Raw genomic sequence first — 18530 nt, 5'->3', positions numbered from 1 at the left:
CGCCTGCGACCCTGCGCGCGTGATCCCCACCGACGCTCCGGCCGTCCCGCATCCCGCCGCCCCGCACCCCGCTGTCCCGCACCCCGCCTTGCCGCCTGGCCACCGCGTCCGCGTGCTCCTCCGCCAGGCCGTGCTCGACGGGCTCGCCGTGATCGCCCCTGTGGCGTGCGCCGGCTGCGGCGCCCCCGACCGCTCCGTCTGCCCGGCGTGCCGGGCCGCGCTCCGCGGCGGCCTCCGGATGCGCTCCCTCGCCCTGCCGGCGGTGCCCGCCCCGGGCGGCATCGCACGGGCCCGCGTCGTGCCCGTCGCCTGCGGGAGCGCCTACGAGCCGCCGTGGCCCGCGCTCCTGTCCGCCCTCAAGGAGGAGGGCCGCACGGACGCGGCGCGCGCGATGGCCGGGGCGCTGGCCCGCGCGCTCCTCGCCGCCGAGGCGGCTGCCGTCGCCGGGCGATCCCTCCCGGCCCGCGGCACCCCGGGGGAGCGCGTCGTCGCCGCGTTCGACCTCGTCGACGTCCCGTCGCCCGGCGCCGCCCTGCGGCGACGCGGGTACGGCCCCGTCGAGGTCCTCCTCTCCCGCGCGGGCGGGCGACCGCTCCGGCTGCCCGGGCCCCCCGGTCTCCGGCGTCACCCCCTCCGCTTCACCCGCCGACCCGGGGACCAGGCGGGCCTCGGGGTCGCCGCCCGCTCCGCCAACGTCGCCGGGTGCCTCGTCGCGCGCGTCGACCTCACGGGCCGCCGGATCGTCGTCGTGGACGACGTGCTCACCACGGGCGCCACCCTGCGGGAGACGTGCCGGGCGATCCGCGCCGCGGGCGGCGAGGTCGTCGCGTGCGCGGTCCTCGCGGCCGTCCCGGGTCGTCGCCGCCCCGTGGGGTCCGGGCGGCCCGGCCCGGAGCGCCGCTCCCTGTGCACTTCCGATGCACTCGCGGTCCACCCGCCGGATGCCTCGCGCATCGAGGAGCCGGAGGTCTAGGCTCGCCCGAAAGGCGTGAAAGTGATCGCCCTCTTCCAGCGGGCGGCGCGTCATGATCTGGAGGTACGTCATGGACATCAACATCACCGGCCGCAACGCGGAGATCACCGATCGCTTCCGCGTGTACGCCACCGAGAAGGCCGACAAGATCGCCCAGCTCGCCGAGAAGTCCATCTCGCTCGACATCAAGGTCTCGCGGCACAGCGAGAAGTCCGGCGGGTCCGCCGGCGACGACCGCGTGGAGATCACGCTCGTGGGTCCCGGCCCCGTCATCCGGGCGGAGAGCAGCGCCGCCGACAAGTTCGCGGCCTTCGACCTCGCCCTCGGCCGCATGCTGGAACGGCTGCGCCGCGCCAAGGACAAGAAGAAGATCCACCGCGGCAACCACCGCCCGGTGTCCCTCCACGAGGCGGCGACCGGAGGCTTCGCCCAGATCGACCTCGACCCGGCCGACGCCGAGCTCATCGAGCGCGTCAACGGCCGGAGCGTCGCCCCCGTCGACCAGCCCGTCGCCGAGGAGGACTACTGCCCCGTCGTCATCCGCACCAAGGTCTTCCCCTCCCAGTCGATGACGGTCGACCAGGCGCTCGAGCACATGGAGCTCGTGGGCCACGACTTCTTCCTCTTCATCGACGCCGAGACCGACCGCCCGAGCGTCGTCTACCGCCGCAAGGGCTGGGACTACGGCGTCATCGGCCTGGCCGACGGCGAGCAGGAGCTGGAGGGCGCCGGCGCCGGCTCCCGGTCGCTCCGCCGCTGATCCGCTCCTCGCTCCGAGAGGTCGAGGCCCCGTGCGCTCCGGCGCACGGGGCCTCGTGCGTCCGCCGCTCCACGGGTCAGGGCGCTCCCGGGAACGGGAGCGGGTGAGTCGGTACTATGGCGGTGCTCGTCGGCGGCGATATCCGCGTGCCGACCCGGCGGTCGTCGTCACCCGGCGCCCGCCCCAGATCCGCAGGGAGACACCGATGGCGTCAGTACTCGAGAAGGTCCTTCGCGTCGGCGAGGGCCGCACGCTCCGCAAGCTGCAGAACTACGCGAAGGCGGTGAACCAGCTCGAGGAGGACTTCACGCACCTCACCGACGAGGAGCTGAAGAACGAGACCGTCGAGCTGCGCGAGCGCCACGCCAACGGCGAGTCCCTCGACGACCTGCTCCCGGAGGCCTTCGCGGCCGTCCGCGAGGCGTCCCGCCGCACCCTCGGCCTCCGTCACTTCGACGTCCAGATCATGGGCGGCGCGGCCCTCCACCTCGGCAACATCGCCGAGATGAAGACGGGCGAGGGCAAGACCCTCGTGGCCACGCTGCCCGCGTACCTCAACGCCATCGCCTCGCGCGGCGTGCACGTCATCACGGTGAACGACTACCTGGCGAGCTACCAGAGCGAGCTCATGGGCCGCGTGTTCCGGGCCCTCGGCATGACCACCGGCGTCATCCTCGCGGGTCAGACCCCGCAGCAGCGCCGCGAGCAGTACGCCGCCGACATCACCTACGGCACGAACAACGAGTTCGGCTTCGACTACCTGCGCGACAACATGGCGTGGCAGGCGGCCGACATGGTCCAGCGGGGCCACTTCTTCGCGGTCGTCGACGAGGTCGACTCCATCCTCATCGACGAGGCCCGCACGCCGCTCATCATCTCGGGCCCGTCCGCGGGCGACGCCAACCGGTGGTTCACCGAGTTCGCGACGGTGGCGAAGCGCCTCATCCCGGAGGTCGACTACGAGGTCGACGAGAAGAAGCGCACGGTCGGCGTGCTGGAGGCCGGCATCGAGAAGGTCGAGGACCACCTCGGCATCGACAACCTGTACGAGTCGGCCAACACCCCGCTCATCTCGTTCCTCAACAACTCCATCAAGGCCAAGGCGCTGTTCAAGAAGGACAAGGACTACGTCGTCATGAACGGCGAGGTGCTCATCGTCGACGAGCACACGGGCCGGATCCTCATGGGACGCCGCTACAACGAGGGCATCCACCAGGCCATCGAGGCCAAGGAGGGCGTGGCGGTCAAGGCCGAGAACCAGACGCTCGCCACCGTCACGCTGCAGAACTACTTCCGCCTCTACAAGAAGCTGTCCGGCATGACCGGTACCGCCGAGACCGAGGCGGCCGAGTTCATGAGCACCTACAAGCTCGGCGTCGTCCCGATCCCCACGAACCGGCCCATGCAGCGCAAAGACCAGTCCGACCTCATCTACAAGAACGAGAAGGCCAAGTTCGAGCAGGTCGTCGAGGACATCGCCGAGCGCCACGCCTCCGGCCAGCCCGTGCTCGTCGGCACGACGAGCGTGGAGAAGAGCGAGTACCTCTCCAAGCTCCTCGCCAAGAAGGGCGTCCGCCATGAGGTCCTGAACGCGAAGAACCACGCGCGGGAGGCGGCCATCGTGGCCCAGGCCGGCCGCCTCGGGTCCGTCACCGTCGCCACGAACATGGCCGGTCGCGGCACCGACATCATGCTCGGCGGCAACGCCGAGTTCCTCGCGGTCGCCGCCATGAACTCCCGCGGCCTCAGCCCGGTCGAGACGCCGGAGCAGTACGAGACCGAGTGGGACGACGTGTTCGCCGCGGTCAAGGCGGAGGTCGACGAGGAGGCCGCCAAGGTCATCGACGCCGGCGGCCTGTACGTGCTCGGCACGGAGCGCCACGAGTCGCGACGCATCGACAACCAGCTCCGCGGGCGCTCCGGCCGCCAGGGCGACCCGGGCGAGAGCCGGTTCTACCTGTCGCTCACCGACGACCTCATGCGCCTGTTCAACAATGGCGCCGCCGCGAGCCTCATGGGCCGCGACAGCGTGCCGGACGACGTGGCCATCGAGTCGAAGGTCGTCAGCCGCGCCATCCGCAGCGCGCAGGGCCAGGTCGAGGCGCGCAACGCCGAGATCCGCAAGAACGTCCTCAAGTACGACGACGTCCTCAACCGCCAGCGCGAGGCCATCTACGGCGACCGCCGCCACATCCTGGAGGGCGACGACCTCCAGGAGCGCTCGCAGCGGTTCCTGGAGGCCGTCATCGACGACGTGCTCGACTCGCACATCGGCGAGGGCAACGGCGACGACTGGGATTTCGACGCCCTCTGGACGGAGCTCCGCACCCTGTACCCGATCTCCATCAGCATCGACGAGGTCATCACCGAGGCCGGCAGCAAGGGCCGCGTCAACCGCGACTTCGTGCGCCGGGAGATCCTGTCGGACGCGAAGCTCGCGTACTCGAAGCGCGAGGAGCAGCTCGGCGAGGCCGCCATGCGCGAGCTCGAGCGCCGCGTCGTGCTGTCGGTCATCGACCGCCGCTGGCGCGAGCACCTGTACGAGATGGACTACCTGAAGGACGGCATCGGACTCCGTGCCATGGCGCAGCGCGACCCCCTCGTCGAGTACCAGCGGGAGGGCTTCGCGCTCTTCCAGCAGATGATGGGCGCCATCCGCGAGGAGACCGTCGGCTTCCTGTTCAACCTCGAGGTCGAGGTCCAGGCGCCTGTCGACGCGGAGTCGGTGGGTCCGCGCATCCAGGCGAAGGGGCTCGCCGCCAATCAGGCGACGGCCGACAAGCTCCGCTACACGGCTCCGACGGACGACGGCGGCGTCGAGGTCCGCAACCAGCGCGGCCAGATCGAGAAGGCGGCCACCGCGAAGGCGCGCAAGGAGCAGGAGGCGGAGGACGCCATCCTGATCGGCGAGGACGAGCCGGAGGCTCCGCAGGGACCGCCCGCGCGCGGCGCCTTCGGCCAGCGCACCGGCCCGTCGTCGGCTCCCGCGAACCGCGAGGAGCGGCGCAAGGCCGAGCGGGGCAAGTAGCGCAGCGGGTCGGCGGTCACCGCCGACTCGCACCGTCCTGCAGGCATGACGAAGGGCGCACCTCCCGGAGGAGGTGCGCCCTTCGTCATGCGACGGACGAGGTCGGCTCAGAGCACGTTGATGGCCGTCGCGCGCCAGCGGCGGTCGAGTCCCTCCAGCCGGATGGCGACGGCGCGTGCGCGGGCCCGGCCATGGACGACGATGACGGCCTCGATCACGCCGTCTCGCGGCGAGAACGACGTGACCGTTCCGATGGTGAACACGGGGCGGGTCACCGACTGTCCCTTCGTGCGCCGCGCCCGAGCGCTCAGCACCACGCGCTTGAGCAGGTGGCGGTAGACGTCGTCGCTGACCCAGCGAGCGATCTGGTCGAGCTCACGGGCTCCCGCCAGGATCTCGATGACGCATCGGGTGAGGTTCTCGAGCAGGGGACCGGACGGGGGCAGGTCCTGGCTGCTGCAGGGCTGGCGTCCGAAGAAGTCGTCGACGTCGAAGCGCTTGCGGATGGTGCCGCGGACGGGAGCGGTCGCCGTCGGCGCCGTCGCGCCCGGCGCGCGTGCCGTGGCCCCTGCGGGGGGATCGCCTGCGGTGCTCGACGCGCTGGACGCCTTCCGAGCCGCTGCGCGGCGTGCGGGTGCGCCGTCGGCGTCCCCGGCGATGGTGCTCCGGCGGTCAGGGAGTTCCTCCCGTGGCACTGCTTCACTCATGCGTCACTCCCATCCGGGTGCTCCCCCCGGTCGGGGGACCACGATGACTGGACAACTGTGACATCGCGAGAGGATCGGTGCACGTCCAGGACCCAACATGTGGAGAACTGAGAGCGGATCTCAAGGAAGCGACCCCAAGGTGACCCGGATGTCCCCGCCCTCGTCGTCGCCGCCGCCACGTCCGTCCGACGCTCCCGTCGCGGGCATCGCGTGAGGTGGGACAACCTCTTCGACGACCTCGAGGGCCAGTGGGAGACCGCCCGCCTCGCCGAGGAGCGCGACCAGCGGGCGGAGGAGGAGCGCGTCCGGGTGGCGCGAACCGTGCTGCGCGACCGCCTCCGCGCCCTGACGTCGTCGGACCAGGTGCGGCCGCTCCGGCTGTCGCTGTGCGACGGCACATGGGTGGACGTGCGCGCCAAGGTGCTCGGGCGCGACTGGCTGTCGGGCGACCTCGTCGTCCCCGGCGAGGCGAGCGCGTCCCGGGAGGAACGGGCGTGCATCCTCCCGCTCGCATCGGTCCACGCCCTCACCCTGGACCGCGATCAGGTGAAGGCCAGCCTGCAGCCCGTGTCCGAGCTCCCGCCCGAACGGGGGATCGTGGACCGCATCGGGCTGCCGTTCGTCCTCCGGGACCTGTGCCGGCGTCGCGCGCGGGTCGAGCTGCGCCTGGCCGACACCGTCGTCGGCGGCACGCTGGACCGGGTCGCCCGCGACCACGTGGACGTCGCCGTCCACGAGGCGGGCACGCCGCGCCGGGAGTCCGCCGTCACCGGGTACCGGCTCGTGCCGCTGGTCGGGATCGTGCTCGTCCGGGTCTGAGCCGGCATGTGGACAACGTGCGACGTCCGGCCACCCCGTCCCCGACATTGACCCGCATGCCTCCCACCTCTCGTCCTGCGCGTCCGGCGCGCCGTCCGGCCTGGCTGGATCCCCGCTTCGTCGTCGGGCTCGTCCTCGTCCTGGTGTCCGCGGGCGGGGTCGTGGCGCTCGTCCGCTCCGTCGACTCCTCCACCGTCGTCATGGCCGCGGCATCGGCCCTCGACGCGGGCAGCACGGTCCACGACGCCGACCTCGTGCCCGTGCGGGTCCGCATCGACGGCGCGGCCGCGGGCCTCTACGTCTCCCCGGGTGCGGCGGACGGGTCGGTCGTCACCCGGTTCGTGGGCGGGGGCGAGCTCGTCCCTCGATCCTCCCTCTCCTCGTCGGACGCGCGCACCACGGCCTCGGTCGTCATCGCGACGGCCGCCGGAGCGGACCACCTGGTCGCGGCGGGGACGGTCGTCGACATCTGGGCGGCCGCCGCCAAGGGCTCGGGCACGGACGCGTACGACCCGCCCCGGGTGATCGTCTCGGGAGCGACCGTCGCCGAGGTGATCCGCCCGGAGGGCTTCGTGGCCGACCAGGAGCACACCCGGGTCCGGGTGACGGTGCCACGGCAGGACGTCGCGGCCCTGCTCGCGTCCACCGACGCCCGCGACCAGATCACCCTCGTGCCCGTCGGCGACGCGGGCGCCTGACGTGGCCTGCCTCATCCTGGCGCTCCCGCCCCGCGTGGAGGACGCGCTCCTGCGGGACGTCGTCGACGCGGGCCACACGGTCCTGGCGCGGGTGACGGGCGCGGCCGAGGTCGTCGCCGCGGTGCGGTCCGCCGCGGCGGACCCGTTGCACCTCGTCATCGCGGCGTCCCCGTCGACCCTCGACCGCGACGTCCTCGCCCTGCTCGACGAGCGCGGCGCGCGTGCGGTCGCCGTCGCGTCCAGCGAGGCCGACCGGCGGAACGCCCAGGCGCTCGGGCACCACGAGGTCGTGGACGAGGGGGCGGTGTGGCATGAGATCGAGGCGCTGCTGCTGAACGTGCGCCCGGCCCCGGGCGGAGGCGCCCCCTCCGGTGCGCGCCGGGCTGACCCGGCCGCTAGCCTTCGGGCGGCGGATCTGGGGGATCTTGCCCCTCCCGAGGGCGGGCTAGATCGGGTCCGGCTCCCCGAGGCGCGGACCCGGGCCCGGCGGTCGTCTCGCGGTCGGGACCCCGGTGCGACCCGGCGGGCGGAGGTCACGGCGGCCGCCGATCCGCGGCCACGGCTCCGTCCCCTGCGCGCCCGCTTCGGTCTCGTGCGGCGTCCGCGCGTGCCGGCTCCCGTGATCCGGGACCGGGAGGCTCCTCCGGTCGACGACGGCGGGGCGCCGACGGGCCGCGTGATCGCCGTGTGGGGGCCGCAGGGTGCGCCGGGTCGCACGACGACGGCCGTCGCGATCGCGGGGGAGATCGCGGCGGCCGGCCGGCCCACCGTGCTCGTCGACGCCGACGTCCACGGCGGCACGGTGGCCGCCACGCTCGGCCTGCTGGACGAGGCGCCCGGCTTCGCGGCTGCCTGTCGGCTCGCCGCGGCGGGCAGCCTCACCGTCGAGGAGCTGGAGCGCATCGCCCAGCACCACCCGTCGACCCGGGCGCCCGGGTTCTCGGTCCTCACGGGCATCTCGCGGCCGGACAGGTGGCCGGAGCTGGCCGAGGGCCGGGTGTCGGCCGTGCTCCAGGCGTGCCGGGGCTGGCGCGACCACACCGTCGTCGACGCGTCCTTCAACCTCGAGGACGACGAGGAGATCTCGAGCGACATGTTCTCCCCGCGACGCAACGCGGCGACGCACGCCGTTCTGCGGGGCGCGGACCACGTGGTCGCCGTCGTGTCCGCCGACACCGTGGGGCTGTCGCGCTTCTTCCGCGCCTACGTCCAGCTCCTCGAGATCGTCGACCCGTCGAGGGTCTCCGTCCTCGTCAACCGCGTGCGGCCGAGCGCGGGCGGCTGGGACGCGGCCGGGCAGGTCCGCCGCACGCTCCTGCGCTTCGGCGCCGTGGAGGCGGCGGCGTACGTGCCGGACGACCGGGACGCCCTCGACGCGGCCGTGCTCACCGGAGCGACGCTCCGCGACGTCGCGCCGCGCTCGCCCGCGCTCCTCGAATGGTCGCGGTTCACGCGCACGACGCTCCTGCCGCCCGAGGACGCGTCGCGGAGGACGCGGCGCGCGGTCAGGTCCTCCCGCCGGGGCGCCGACGACGCGGGGGAGGAGCGGTCGCTACCCGCCTAGGCTGTAGCCGTGTCCACGCTCAGCGATCTCGTGCATGCCCAGGGTCTGTCCTCCGACGCCGACGTCGAGTGGCTGCATCTCCTCGTCGGCGACTGGCAGCTCCTCGCGGACCTGGCCTTCGCGGACATCGTGCTCTGGGTCCCGACCGTGAGCGGCAGCTTCGTCGCCGTCGCGCACGCACGACCCTCGAGCTCGGCCACGCTCTTCTACCGCGACTTCGTGGGCCAGCCCATCAAGGCCGAGTGGCGCAAGCAGGTGACGGACGCCCACGAGACGGCCCGCATCATCGACTCGTCCGCGCCCGACTGGTACGAGGAGACCCCGACGCGCGTCCGCGCGGTCCCGGTGCTCCGCCGGCTCGCCCAGGGCAGTCCCGAGGTCACCGACACCCCCATCGCGGTCATCACCCGCCACACGAACCTCAGCGAGACGCGCACGCCCAGCCGCCAGGAGCTGACCTTCAACGAGTGCGCCAACGACCTGTTCGCGATGATCGCGGACGGGGACTTCCCCGACCTGGGGTCGCCGACCGGACCGCGCCGCGGCGCGCCGCGCGCGTCGGACGGCCTCCTGCGGCTCGACGTCGACGGCATCACGACCTTCGCGAGCCCCAACGCCCTCAGCGCGTTCAACCGCATGGGCTTCTCGGAGGAGCTCGAGGGGGAGTCGCTCGCCGACGCCACGTCGAGCCTCCTCACCGGCAAGCGGCTCACGGTCGACGAGTCGCTGCCGCTCATCGTCGCGGGCCGGGCGCCCTGGCGCACGGACATCGAGTCCCGCGGCGTCACGGTCTCCCTCCGCGCGATCCCGATCCGCAGCCACGGCGAGCGTGTCGGCGCGGTCGTGCTCTGCCGCGACGTGACGGAGCTCCGCCACCAGGAGCGGGAGCTGATCACCAAGGACGCGACCATCCGCGAGATCCACCACCGCGTGAAGAACAACCTGCAGACCGTGGCGAGCCTCCTGCGGATCCAGGCGCGCCGGTCGCACACCGAGGAGGCGCGCGAGGCCCTGGGCCACGCGCAGCGCCGCGTGGGAGCGATCGCCGTGGTGCACGACACCCTCAGCGAGGGCCTCAACCAGAACGTGGACTTCGACGCCGTGTTCGACCGCGTGCTGCTGCTCATCGCCGAGGTGGCGTCGGCGCACAACACGCGCGTGCACCCGAAGATCCTGGGCAGCTTCGGTGTGCTGCCGAGCGCCTACGCGACCCCGCTCGCCCTCGCGCTCACCGAGCTCGTGACGAACGCCGTCGAGCACGGCCTGGCGGGACGCTCGGGCGAGGTCGCCATCGAGGCGGCGCGCACCGAGGAGACGCTCACCGTCAGCGTGCGGGACGACGGCGTGGGCCTGCCCGAGGGCAAGGTCGGGACCGGGCTGGGGACGCAGATCGTGCGCACGCTCATCCAGGGCGAGCTGGGCGGCACCATCGACTGGCACACGCTCATGGGCAGCGGCACCGAGGTGACCATCGAGGTGCCGCTGCGCTGGCTGGCCCCCGTCACGGCCTGAGGCCGTCAGCCGTGGACGACGAGAGCCGGGCCGCCCGTGGGGCTGCCCGGCTCTCGTCGGTCGTGCGGTGGAGCGTGGCTCAGCTGGCGCGGCGGGCGCGAGCGGCACGACGCTTCAGCGCGCGACGCTCGTCCTCGCTGAGGCCGCCCCAGACGCCCGAGTCCTGGCCGGTCTCGAGGGCGTACTGCAGGCACATCTCGGTGACGGAGCAGCGGCCGCAGACGGCCTTGGCCTTGTCGATCTGGTCCACGGCCGGGCCGGTGTTCCCCACGGGGAAGAACAGCTCGGGGTCCACAGTCAGGCAGGCTGCCTTGTCACGCCAGTCCATAGGGGTGCTCCTCAGGTCGGTACTCGTTGCACGGCGGATCTGCCGCGGGATGGGGTGGGGCGAGGCGTCCGGGAACCGCATCGGGACGGGGCACGTGGCCCCTCCTCGTGAGATGCTCAGCTTCGGGAATGCATTCCTTGTAAGCTCGGTTCCGGATCTGCTCACCACCCTGTGAACGAACTCGACCTCGAATATCGTCGCATAGAGCCAACGATCAATCAATAGCTTTGTATGGGAACGTGCTGTGACCGGAACCGCTGGGGCCATCGATCCGGATGACCGCGCCGAAGGCCCGAGGCGGACTCCCGCCGTCGTCCTCCTCACCGTCCTCCTCGGGCTCGAGGCCCTGGGGATGGCGGGCATCACCGGCCTCCTCGTCGTCGACCTGCTGACCTCCATCCCGGCGTCCCTCGCCAGCGCCGTGGCGCTGATCGCGCTCTCGGCGCTCGCCGCCGTGTTCCTCGGGGCGGTCGTGCGAGGGATGCTGCGGGGCCGGAGCTGGGTGCGGCCGGCGGCTGTGACGTGGCAGGTGCTGCAGATCGCCGTCGGGGTGGGCAGCCTCCAGGGCGTCGACGCGCGGCAGGACATCGGCTGGGGCCTCATCGTGCCGTCGGCAGTGGTGCTCGTGCTGCTCTTCACCCGCTCGGTGATGCTCGCGACGCGCCGGCGCGACTGAGCGGCCGCGCCACGGCCCCCGCGCGCTGGGGCCGCGCGCTCAGGCGTCGATGCCGAGCTTCCTGCGGAGCGAGGCGACGTGGCCCGTCGCCTTGACGTTGTAGAGCGGCAGGGCCACGCTGCCCTCGGCGTCGACCACGACCGTCGAGCGGATGACGCCCGTGACCTTCTTGCCGTAGAGCGACTTCTCCCCGTAGGCGGCGTAGGCGCGGTGCACCTCGAGGTCGGGGTCCGACAGGAGGGTGAAGCCGAGGCCCTGCTCCTCGCGGAACCGGGCCAGGTCCTCCTGCGGGTCCTTCGAGACGCCGAGGACGCGGTAGCCGGCGGCCTGCAGGCCGTCCATGCTGTCGCGGAAGTCGCAGGCCTGGGTCGTGCACCCGGGCGTCCCGGCCGCCGGGTAGAAGTAGACGATGACGTCCTGGCCGCGGAGGTCCGACAGCGTGACCGGGGTCCCGTCCTGGTCGGGGAGCGTGAAGTCGGGGGCGGTCTGCCCCTTCTCGAGGCGGGCGGTCTCGGTCATGGGGGAGCCTCTCGTTCGGGGGTGTCGGGCTCCATGGTAGGGCCGCCCGCAGCGGGGCCCGCGCGCGTTCCCGGACCTCGATTCGCGTCCGCCCGCGACCTGGTGCTAGTGTCATCTCTCGGTCCGGTACCCCGAACGACAGGGTCCTCACCTGCACCTCTAGCTCAATTGGCAGAGCAACTGACTCTTAATCAGTGGGTTCTCGGTTCAAGTCCGAGGGGGTGCACCACACGCTCCGCATGCGGGGCAGTCAGTCCGCCGCGGTCCGTCGTCGCGTGAGCCGACGGCGTCGCTGGGCGCCGGAGAACCGTGAGAGAATACCGGTCGGACCATCACCGCGGACGCCCTCGAGCAGAGCGCCGCGGCGGCCGGTGATCTCGGTGCACCGGCCACGCATCACGACGACGCCCCACGGGGCAGGTCGCGACGCGGGACGTCGGCGCCCACGCGGCTCTCCATGCGCGTGCGCGACATCTCCGGCACACATCTCGAGGGATCGAAGGACAGCACTACATGATTTTCGAAGTAGGGGAGACCGTCGTGTACCCCCACCACGGCGCAGCCACGATCACCGCGGTCAAGACCCGCACCATCAAGGGGGTCGACAAGAAGTACATCACCCTCCAGATCCACCAGAGCGAGCTCGTCATCGACGTGCCCGTCGACAACGCGGAGCTCGTCGGGCTGCGCGACGTGATCGACAGCTCCGGCGTGGAGGCCGTGTTCGACGTGCTGCGCGGCGACGTCGAGGAGGAGGCCGGCAACTGGTCGCGCCGCTTCAAGGCCAACACCGAGAAGATGGGCTCCGGCGACGTCCGCCGCGTCAGCGAGGTCGTCCGCGACCTCTGGCGCCGCGACCAGGACTCGGGCGTCTCGGCCGGCGAGAAGCGCATGCTGGCCAAGGCCCGGCAGATCCTCGTCTCGGAGCTCGCGCTCGCGCAGAAGTCGACCGATGAGGAGGCGTCCGTCGTGCTCGACGGCGTCCTCGCGCAGAGCATCTCCGCCTGAACCACCGGGCGCGTCCCGGGGACGCGCCACCGCCGACGGGCGGTCTCCCGACCAGGGAGGCCGCCCGTCGTCGCGTCCGAGCGCCCGTCGATGGGGGCATCGACCGGCGTAGGGTGCGATCATGCGCGATCACCCGGAACGACCCGACCACGACGGCCCCCTCGAGCAGAATCCCCTGCAGCCCGCGCGACGGGGGCTGAAGGTGTGGATCTACGTGATCGCCGCGCTCGTCGTCATCGCCGTGGTGGCGTTCGCGCTCGTCCGCTTCGCGACGGCCGGGCAGAACACGCCCGGGCCCTCGTCGCTCGGCGCCCTCGTCGCGGTCGTGGCGGGAGCGCGCGCCCTGCTCTGACCACCGGGCGGGCGGCGGACGCCGCCCACCGGTGACGGGCCCGCTCCTCCCCGGGCGGCCGGGTCCTCCGGGTCCCCCCGCCGTGTCGCATGGCTGCCGTCGGACCCTGCGGTCCGGTAGCCAGGCCTCCGGGAGGGCTCATGGGCGGACGAGGGCGGGGACGTCGCCGCCGCGCGAGCGCGCCGGGCGCTCTCGCATGGATCCGGAGCCGACCGCGCGAGGCCCTGCGCGTGCTCCTGGCCGCCCTCGCCGTGGGCGTCGTGGTCGTGTCCGTGGTGGTCGGAGCCCGCGAGCAGGTCCTCGGGCCCGGCGCGGGCGGCGGGCCGCTCACGGCGTCGGTCGCCGACGGCGAGGTGGTCCGTCGGCTGGCCGGCGCGGGCCTCGTGCGGGACGGGCGCATCGACGTGCCGGCCGCACGGGCCGCGACCGCCGCCCTCCCCGCGGACGCCCGCGAGCGGCATCCGCGCTACGACCGCGACGCCTTCGGGCCCGCGTGGGCCGATGCGGACGGGAACGGCTGCGACCAGCGCGACGACGTGCTCGTGCGCGACCTCGCCGTGGTGGCGCGCTCGGCGTCGGACGACGGCTGCACGGTGACGGCCGGCCGCCTCGAGGATGCCTACACGGGACGCTCGATCGACTTCACGCGCGGTCCACGGACGAGCGCGGCCGTCCAGGTGGACCACCTCGTGCCGCTGTCCTGGGCCTGGCAGCACGGGGCGTGGGCGTGGTCGGACGCCCGTCGCGAGCGGCTCGCGACCGACCTCGACGAGCTCCAGGCCGTCGACGGCCCCGCCAACCAGGAGAAGTCCGACCAGGGCCCCGCCACGTGGCTCCCGCCGGCGGCGGGGTACCGGTGCCTCTACGTCACCCGGTTCGCCTTCGTGGTCGGCCGCTACGGGCTCGAGATCGACGAGGAGGACCGCGACGCCATCGACGGGGTGCTCGCCGCGTGCGCCTGACGGCACGCGCCGGGGCCGCCGGCGGTCGGCGTCGGTGCGCCCGCGTACGCTCGGCACGACGCGGCCGGGCGTCGACGCGGACACAGGGTCCGCGTCGGACGACCCGAGGGGATCCGCATGTGGAGCAAGCAGAGCGGCGACGCGACCGGCGCGATCAGCCCGGTCCCGGAGCACCCGCACGCGCATCCCGTGCGGGGGGCGTGGCTGGTGCGCGTGGGGGACGGCCCCGCGCTCGGGTGGGTCCTCCGGCACCGTGCGGACCTCGCGGACCCGTTCACCTACGAGGTGTACGCGTGCGGGCTCGGATCCGACGGACTCCGGGTGTGGATCACGCGGAGGGACAGCCTGAACGCCGCGGTCGCGTGGGTGATGCAGCACGACGAGCGGATGCTGGCGTTCGGACGGGGGCTCCGTGCCGATCCGGCCCAGCCCGCGGGGCGGCACGCGGGTGGCGGCCCGCCGGACGCGGACGCCGCCGCCCCCGGGGTCGGGGACGGCGGCGTCGACGAGCGCCGGGACGCCGGTCAGCGCCTCCGCTGATCCGCCGCGTCGCGACCCGTGACGGGGAACGGGCCGGTGACGCCCTCGCGGACGCGGGCGATCTCGAGGATCCGGTCGCGCTGCAGGTACCAGCCGACGACGAGCAGCGGGATGATCACCACGAGCGAGGCGACCGTGAGCGTGCCGATGGGCCAGTCGATGGCCATGAGCACGAGCACGCTGACGAGGAACGCGAGGGTCAGCCACGACGTGACGGGAGCGCCCGGGAGACGGAACGTGGGCTCCTTCGCCTTGCCCTGCTTCGCCCACGTGCGCAGGCGCATCTGGCACAGGATGATCGTGGCCCAGCCCGCGACGATGCCGAGCGCGGCGACGTTGAGCACGATCTCGAACGCCTGGTCCGGCACGACCGCGTTCAGGCCCACGCCGAGCAGCGTGATGGAGCCCGTCAGCAGGATCCCGCCGAAGGGGACGCCGCCCTTCGACATGACGGTCGTGAAGCGCGGCGCCGAGCCGTTCATGCCCATGGAGTGCAGCACGCGGCCGGTGCTGTAGAGGCCCGCGTTGAGGCTCGACATGGCGGCCGTGAGGACGACGAAGTTCATGACGGATCCGGCGATGGCGCCCACCTGGGGCGAGCCGAGGCTGGAGAAGAAGGTCACGAACGGGCTCTGGTCCGCGCTGTAGGCCGTGTAGGGCAGCAGCAGCGAGAGCAGGACGATGGAACCCACGTAGAAGACCGCGATGCGGAAGACGACCGAGTTGATGGCGCGGGGAATGACCTTCTCCACGTCCTGCGTCTCGCCGCTCGCCGTGCCGACGAGCTCGATGGCGGCGTACGCGAACACGACGCCCTGCACGACCAGGACGACGGGGACGAGGCCCTGGGGGAGGATCCCGCCGTTCTCCTGCAGCACGGTCCAGCCGGTCTGCACCTCGGCGCCGTCGACCGTCACCGGGAAGCTCCAGGCCAGCCAGACGATGCCGACGACGAGGAAGACCACGAGCGCGGCGACCTTGACCAGCGCGAACCAGAACTCCATCTCGCCGAAGACCTTCACGGCCACCAGGTTGAGGGCGAGGACGATGGCGAGGGCGATGAGGGCGAGCAGCCACTGCGGCGCCGCGGTGAACGCCGACCAGTAGTGCATGTACAGCGCGACGGCCGTGACGTCGACGATCGCGGTCGTCGCCCAGTTGAGGAAGTACATCCACCCGGCGGCGTAGGCGAACTTCTCGCCGTAGAACTCGCGCGCGTAGGAGATGAACGACCCCGAGCTCGGGCGGTGCAGCACCAGCTCGCCGAGGGCGCGGAGGATGAAGAAGGCGAAGACCCCGCAGACCAGGAAGACGATCGCGAGGGCCGGGCCCGCGGCGGCGAGGCGCCCGCCCGCCCCGAGGAAGAGGCCCGTGCCGATCGCGCCGCCGATGGCGATCATCTGCAGCTGGCGGGGCTTGAGGCCGTGCTGGTAGCCCTCCTGCTCGTGGCTGAAGTCCTGCGCCACGAACTCCGGATCCGGTGTGACGGGACGGCGGTCGCTCTCGCTTCGTGTCATTCCGCATACGGTAGTGGCAGTGGGCATCCGCCCCGATCCCCGCGTCGATCGACTTCCACGGGGCATGTCCGCTGTGATAAGCGCCGAGGAGGTACGCATGGTCCGCACGCACCGCCCGGGACGCCGGATCCGCGCGTGGGGCGCCCTCGCCGGGATCGCGGTGGGCGCGCTCCTCCTCGCCGGCTGCACGACGGATGGCGGACAGCCGGCCCCCGCGACCGGGTCGCCGTCCGCCAGCGCGACCGCCGACGCGGGGTCGGGTGCCGGTGCGACGGCCGATCCGCAGCCCGGCGTCACCCGCGCCCCGGGTCCGCCGACCGAGGACGAGCTCGCGACGTGCTCCACGCTCGCCCAGGTGCTCCCGGACTCCACGCGGCTCGTGCAGGCCCTCGGCGACGGCCGGGCCGTGGACCCCGCCCTCCTCGAGCGCGTCCGGCAGGGCGATGCGGCGCTCGCGGGCATGGCGCCCGAGGGCATGAAGCCGCTGGTCGCGTCGTTCTCGACGATCGTCGACGAGCTGGAGGCCCTGCGCACCGGCGAGGACACGGACGGCGCCTCGCTCGACACCGGGCAGTACCTGCGCTCGGTCGACGCGTTCCTCGACTACTGCCTCGACGACGTCGGGTACGTCCCCGCGAGCGCGACGCCCGCGCCCTGAGGCACCGGGGATGCCGAGGCGCCGGGGATCCTGAGGCGCGGCCCCGCGGCGCCGCGTCAGGTGCGGCGCGCCACCGCCTCGTCCGCCTCGATGTCCTCCCGGGCGTCCTCCCGGCGGTCACGGCCGTCGCCGTCGTGCGTCACGAGCAGGTGCGGCGTGCGGTGGATGCGGTACGAGATGCGCAGGTGGCGGTGCAGCACGAGCCACGCGATCGCGATGAGGGCGGAGACGATGCCGCTCGCCGCGCCGACCATGAGGGCCGCGCGCGGGCCCCACTCGTTCGCGATCCAGCCCACGATCGGCGCGCCGAGCGGCGTGCCGCCGACGAAGATCGCCATGTACACCGCCATCACCCGTCCGCGCATGCGCGGCTCGACGGTGAGCTGGACCGTGCTGTTGGCGCTCGTCATGAGCGTCTGGGAGACGACGCCCACGATCGCGAGGGCGCCCGCGAACAGGAGGTAGGTGGGCGCGATCGCGGCGAGCGCGGTGGCGATGCCGAAGAGCGCGGCGCCGACGAAGACCAGTCGGATCCGCGGACGCTCGCGCCGGGCGGACAGGAGCGCGCCGGCGACGGAGCCCACGGCGAGGCTCGAGGAGAGGAGGCCGAACTCCGTCGCGCCCTTGCCGAACTCGACGCTCGCCATGGTGGAGGTGAAGATCGGGAAGTTGTAGCCGAAGGCCCCGACGAGGAAGACGATGACGAGGATCACCATGATGTCCGGGCGGCCGCCGATGTAGCGGAACCCCTCGCGGAGCTGCCCGCGGGACCGTGCGACGCGCTCCGGGCGACGGAGCTCCCCGACGCGGAGGCGCGTGAGCGCGACGAGCACCGCGATGAAGCTCACGGCGTTGATGAGGAAGACCCAGCCCGTGCCCACGCCCGCGATGAGGACGCCGGCGACGGCCGGTCCGATCATGCGCGCGGCGCTGAAGGAGGCCGAGTTGAGCGCGACGGCGTTCGACAGGTCGTCGTCGGAGACGAGCTCGGAGACGAACGACTGGCGCGCCGGCGCGTCCAGCGCCGAGGCGACGCCGAGGAGCAGGGCGAAGACGTAGACGTGCCAGAGCTCCGCCCGTCCCGAGAGGACCACGAGCCCGAGTCCGAGGCCGAGCACCGCCATGGCGCCCTGCGTGATCATCAGCACGCGGCGCTTGTCGTAGCGGTCGGCGATGAGTCCGGCATAGGGGGAGAGCAGGAGCATCGGACCGAATTGCAGGGCCATGACGATGCCCACGGCGGTCGCGTCGTAGCGGGTGAGCTCGGTGAGGACGATCCAGTCCTGGGCGGTGCGCTGCATCCACGTGCCGACGTTCGAGACGAGGGCTCCGGCGAACCAGATGCGGTAGTTGGGGGCCCGCAGGCTCCGGAACACCGCGCTCACGCGGAGGCCATCCTGGCGAGGAGGGCGGCCGCGTCGGCGAGGGTGGTGCGCTCGTCGGCCGTGAGCTCCTCGAGCCGGAGGGACAGCCACGCGTTCCTCTGCCGTCGGGTCTCCTGGACGATGCGCCGGCCGGGCTCGGTGACGGTCACGGTGACGCGGCGGCCGTCGTCCGGCGCGGGGGAGCGCTCCGCGTAGCCCGCGTCGACCAGGCAGTTCACGGTGCGGTTCATGCTGGGCGCCGTCACGCGCTCGATCTCGGCCAGCCGCCCGGGGCTCGTGGGCCCGTCGCGGAGGAGGAGGGCGAGGACGACGAACTGGCTGTCGCTCAGCTCGTGGTCCGCCTTCTCGGCCCGCAGGCGGCGCGAGAGGCGCATGACGCCGACGCGGAGGCTCTGGCTGAGATCGGGGGAGTCGGGCATGTGATTAGGGTAGCTCATTAGCCGCGCTAACGAAATGGCGGGCGATGACGGGATCCTGCGAGACGGCCGAACCCGGACAGGCTCGCCGGGCGGGGCCCCGGGGAC

19 protein-coding genes and 1 tRNA gene are annotated in these 18530 nt (G+C 72.9%); 14 read left to right on the top strand and 6 right to left on the bottom strand.

Annotated features, from left to right (window positions below):
• The first annotated feature begins 19 nt into the window (after positions 1-19).
• The 3 genes from AC07VC_RS06615 to secA all read left to right on the top strand — a co-directional run bounded on the left by AC07VC_RS06615 (position 20) and on the right by secA (position 4761).
• Positions 20-973, top strand: coding sequence for a ComF family protein (locus AC07VC_RS06615; RefSeq protein ID WP_494675429.1), 954 nt, complete (start codon positions 20-22; stop codon positions 971-973).
• Between the two features lie 70 nt (positions 974-1043).
• The gene (gene hpf / locus AC07VC_RS06610; RefSeq protein WP_317230549.1) at positions 1044-1733 is read left to right on the top strand and encodes a ribosome hibernation-promoting factor, HPF/YfiA family; all 690 of its coding nucleotides are present in this window, start codon (positions 1044-1046) and stop codon (positions 1731-1733) included.
• A 205-nt stretch (positions 1734-1938) separates the two neighbouring features.
• Complete coding sequence (gene secA / locus AC07VC_RS06605; protein WP_494675430.1) at positions 1939-4761, top strand: preprotein translocase subunit SecA; 2823 nt, start codon at positions 1939-1941, stop codon at positions 4759-4761.
• 107 nt (positions 4762-4868) lie between these two features.
• On the opposite strand, the gene AC07VC_RS06600 is transcribed toward secA, so the two are convergent.
• Positions 4869-5468 carry an Rv3235 family protein gene (locus AC07VC_RS06600; protein ID WP_494675431.1) on the bottom strand — a complete coding sequence of 200 codons (600 nt, stop codon included), beginning with the start codon at positions 5466-5468 and terminating at the stop codon, positions 4869-4871.
• Positions 5469-5678: 210 nt separating this feature from the next.
• Between AC07VC_RS06600 and AC07VC_RS06595 the strand changes: the two genes are divergently transcribed.
• The 4 genes from AC07VC_RS06595 to AC07VC_RS06580 are packed head-to-tail and all read left to right on the top strand — an operon-like array spanning position 5679 to position 10061.
• Entirely contained in the window at positions 5679-6287 is a 609-nt protein-coding gene (locus AC07VC_RS06595) for a hypothetical protein (protein ID WP_494675432.1), read from the top strand.
• Between the two features lie 56 nt (positions 6288-6343).
• Positions 6344-6985, top strand: coding sequence for an SAF domain-containing protein (locus AC07VC_RS06590; RefSeq protein WP_494675433.1), 642 nt, complete (start codon positions 6344-6346; stop codon positions 6983-6985).
• 1 nt (position 6986) lies between these two features.
• Positions 6987-8549: a CpaE/TadZ family protein gene (locus tag AC07VC_RS06585; RefSeq protein ID WP_494724452.1), complete on the top strand. Its 1563-nt coding sequence runs from the start codon at positions 6987-6989 to the stop codon at positions 8547-8549.
• Positions 8550-8558: 9 nt separating this feature from the next.
• Entirely contained in the window at positions 8559-10061 is a 1503-nt protein-coding gene (locus AC07VC_RS06580) for a sensor histidine kinase (protein WP_015489761.1), read from the top strand.
• Between the two features lie 79 nt (positions 10062-10140).
• Here AC07VC_RS06580 and AC07VC_RS06575 read toward each other — a convergent pair whose 3' ends face one another.
• Complete coding sequence (locus AC07VC_RS06575; RefSeq protein ID WP_012037746.1) at positions 10141-10389, bottom strand: WhiB family transcriptional regulator; 249 nt, start codon at positions 10387-10389, stop codon at positions 10141-10143.
• Between the two features lie 244 nt (positions 10390-10633).
• Between AC07VC_RS06575 and AC07VC_RS06570 the strand changes: the two genes are divergently transcribed.
• Positions 10634-11065: a hypothetical protein gene (locus AC07VC_RS06570; RefSeq protein ID WP_494675435.1), complete on the top strand. Its 432-nt coding sequence runs from the start codon at positions 10634-10636 to the stop codon at positions 11063-11065.
• Between the two features lie 39 nt (positions 11066-11104).
• On the opposite strand, the gene bcp is transcribed toward AC07VC_RS06570, so the two are convergent.
• Complete coding sequence (bcp, locus tag AC07VC_RS06565) at positions 11105-11584, bottom strand: thioredoxin-dependent thiol peroxidase (RefSeq protein WP_494675436.1); 480 nt, start codon at positions 11582-11584, stop codon at positions 11105-11107.
• Positions 11585-11737: 153 nt separating this feature from the next.
• On the opposite strand from bcp, the gene AC07VC_RS06560 reads away from it, so the two are divergent.
• The 5 genes from AC07VC_RS06560 (at position 11738) to AC07VC_RS06540 (ending at position 14446) form a co-directional block, all read left to right on the top strand.
• Positions 11738-11813: transfer RNA gene (locus AC07VC_RS06560), tRNA-Lys, on the top strand.
• A gap of 284 nt (positions 11814-12097) precedes the next feature.
• Complete coding sequence (locus tag AC07VC_RS06555) at positions 12098-12592, top strand: CarD family transcriptional regulator (RefSeq protein WP_012298114.1); 495 nt, start codon at positions 12098-12100, stop codon at positions 12590-12592.
• 121 nt (positions 12593-12713) lie between these two features.
• Complete coding sequence (locus AC07VC_RS06550) at positions 12714-12944, top strand: hypothetical protein (RefSeq protein ID WP_494675437.1); 231 nt, start codon at positions 12714-12716, stop codon at positions 12942-12944.
• Between the two features lie 140 nt (positions 12945-13084).
• Positions 13085-13906 (top strand): HNH endonuclease family protein, encoded by an 822-nt coding sequence (locus AC07VC_RS06545; RefSeq protein ID WP_494675438.1) that lies wholly within the window; start codon positions 13085-13087, stop codon positions 13904-13906.
• A 117-nt stretch (positions 13907-14023) separates the two neighbouring features.
• Positions 14024-14446, top strand: a complete 423-nt coding sequence (locus AC07VC_RS06540; protein ID WP_317230740.1) for a hypothetical protein — start codon at positions 14024-14026, stop codon at positions 14444-14446.
• On the opposite strand, the gene AC07VC_RS06535 is transcribed toward AC07VC_RS06540, so the two are convergent.
• The gene (locus AC07VC_RS06535) at positions 14431-15963 is read right to left on the bottom strand and encodes an amino acid permease (RefSeq protein WP_317230739.1); all 1533 of its coding nucleotides are present in this window, start codon (positions 15961-15963) and stop codon (positions 14431-14433) included. The genes AC07VC_RS06540 and AC07VC_RS06535 overlap by 16 nt on opposite strands.
• Positions 15964-16060: 97 nt before the next feature.
• On the opposite strand from AC07VC_RS06535, the gene AC07VC_RS06530 reads away from it, so the two are divergent.
• Positions 16061-16621 (top strand): hypothetical protein, encoded by a 561-nt coding sequence (locus AC07VC_RS06530; protein ID WP_494675439.1) that lies wholly within the window; start codon positions 16061-16063, stop codon positions 16619-16621.
• Between the two features lie 56 nt (positions 16622-16677).
• On the opposite strand, the gene AC07VC_RS06525 is transcribed toward AC07VC_RS06530, so the two are convergent.
• Positions 16678-18006, bottom strand: coding sequence for an MFS transporter (locus AC07VC_RS06525; RefSeq protein ID WP_317230737.1), 1329 nt, complete (start codon positions 18004-18006; stop codon positions 16678-16680).
• Complete coding sequence (locus AC07VC_RS06520; RefSeq protein WP_317230736.1) at positions 18003-18425, bottom strand: MarR family winged helix-turn-helix transcriptional regulator; 423 nt, start codon at positions 18423-18425, stop codon at positions 18003-18005. Before AC07VC_RS06520 ends, AC07VC_RS06525 begins: the two co-directional genes overlap by 4 nt.
• Between the last annotated feature and the right edge of the window lie 105 nt (positions 18426-18530).

The organism is Clavibacter sp. GW821-FHT01D01 (assembly GCF_059422605.1).
This window is presented reverse-complemented; position numbering and strand designations above follow the sequence as displayed.

Excerpts from the sequence above, each read along its gene's own strand:
- AC07VC_RS06545 (WP_494675438.1), top strand. The coding sequence starts at position 13,085 with ATGGGCGGACGAGGGCGGGGACGTCGCCGCCGCGCGAGCGCGCCGGGC.
- AC07VC_RS06540 (WP_317230740.1), top strand. The coding sequence starts at position 14,024 with ATGTGGAGCAAGCAGAGCGGCGACGCGACCGGCGCGATCAGCCCGGTC.
- hpf (WP_317230549.1), top strand. The coding sequence starts at position 1,044 with ATGGACATCAACATCACCGGCCGCAACGCGGAGATCACCGATCGCTTC.
- secA (WP_494675430.1), top strand. The coding sequence starts at position 1,939 with ATGGCGTCAGTACTCGAGAAGGTCCTTCGCGTCGGCGAGGGCCGCACG.
- AC07VC_RS06535 (WP_317230739.1), bottom strand. The coding sequence starts at position 15,963 with ATGACACGAAGCGAGAGCGACCGCCGTCCCGTCACACCGGATCCGGAG.
- bcp (WP_494675436.1), bottom strand. The coding sequence starts at position 11,584 with ATGACCGAGACCGCCCGCCTCGAGAAGGGGCAGACCGCCCCCGACTTC.
- AC07VC_RS06590 (WP_494675433.1), top strand. The coding sequence starts at position 6,344 with ATGCCTCCCACCTCTCGTCCTGCGCGTCCGGCGCGCCGTCCGGCCTGG.
- AC07VC_RS06555 (WP_012298114.1), top strand. The coding sequence starts at position 12,098 with ATGATTTTCGAAGTAGGGGAGACCGTCGTGTACCCCCACCACGGCGCA.
- AC07VC_RS06520 (WP_317230736.1), bottom strand. The coding sequence starts at position 18,425 with ATGCCCGACTCCCCCGATCTCAGCCAGAGCCTCCGCGTCGGCGTCATG.
- AC07VC_RS06550 (WP_494675437.1), top strand. The coding sequence starts at position 12,714 with ATGCGCGATCACCCGGAACGACCCGACCACGACGGCCCCCTCGAGCAG.
- AC07VC_RS06530 (WP_494675439.1), top strand. The coding sequence starts at position 16,061 with ATGGTCCGCACGCACCGCCCGGGACGCCGGATCCGCGCGTGGGGCGCC.
- AC07VC_RS06575 (WP_012037746.1), bottom strand. The coding sequence starts at position 10,389 with ATGGACTGGCGTGACAAGGCAGCCTGCCTGACTGTGGACCCCGAGCTG.
- AC07VC_RS06600 (WP_494675431.1), bottom strand. The coding sequence starts at position 5,468 with ATGAGTGAAGCAGTGCCACGGGAGGAACTCCCTGACCGCCGGAGCACC.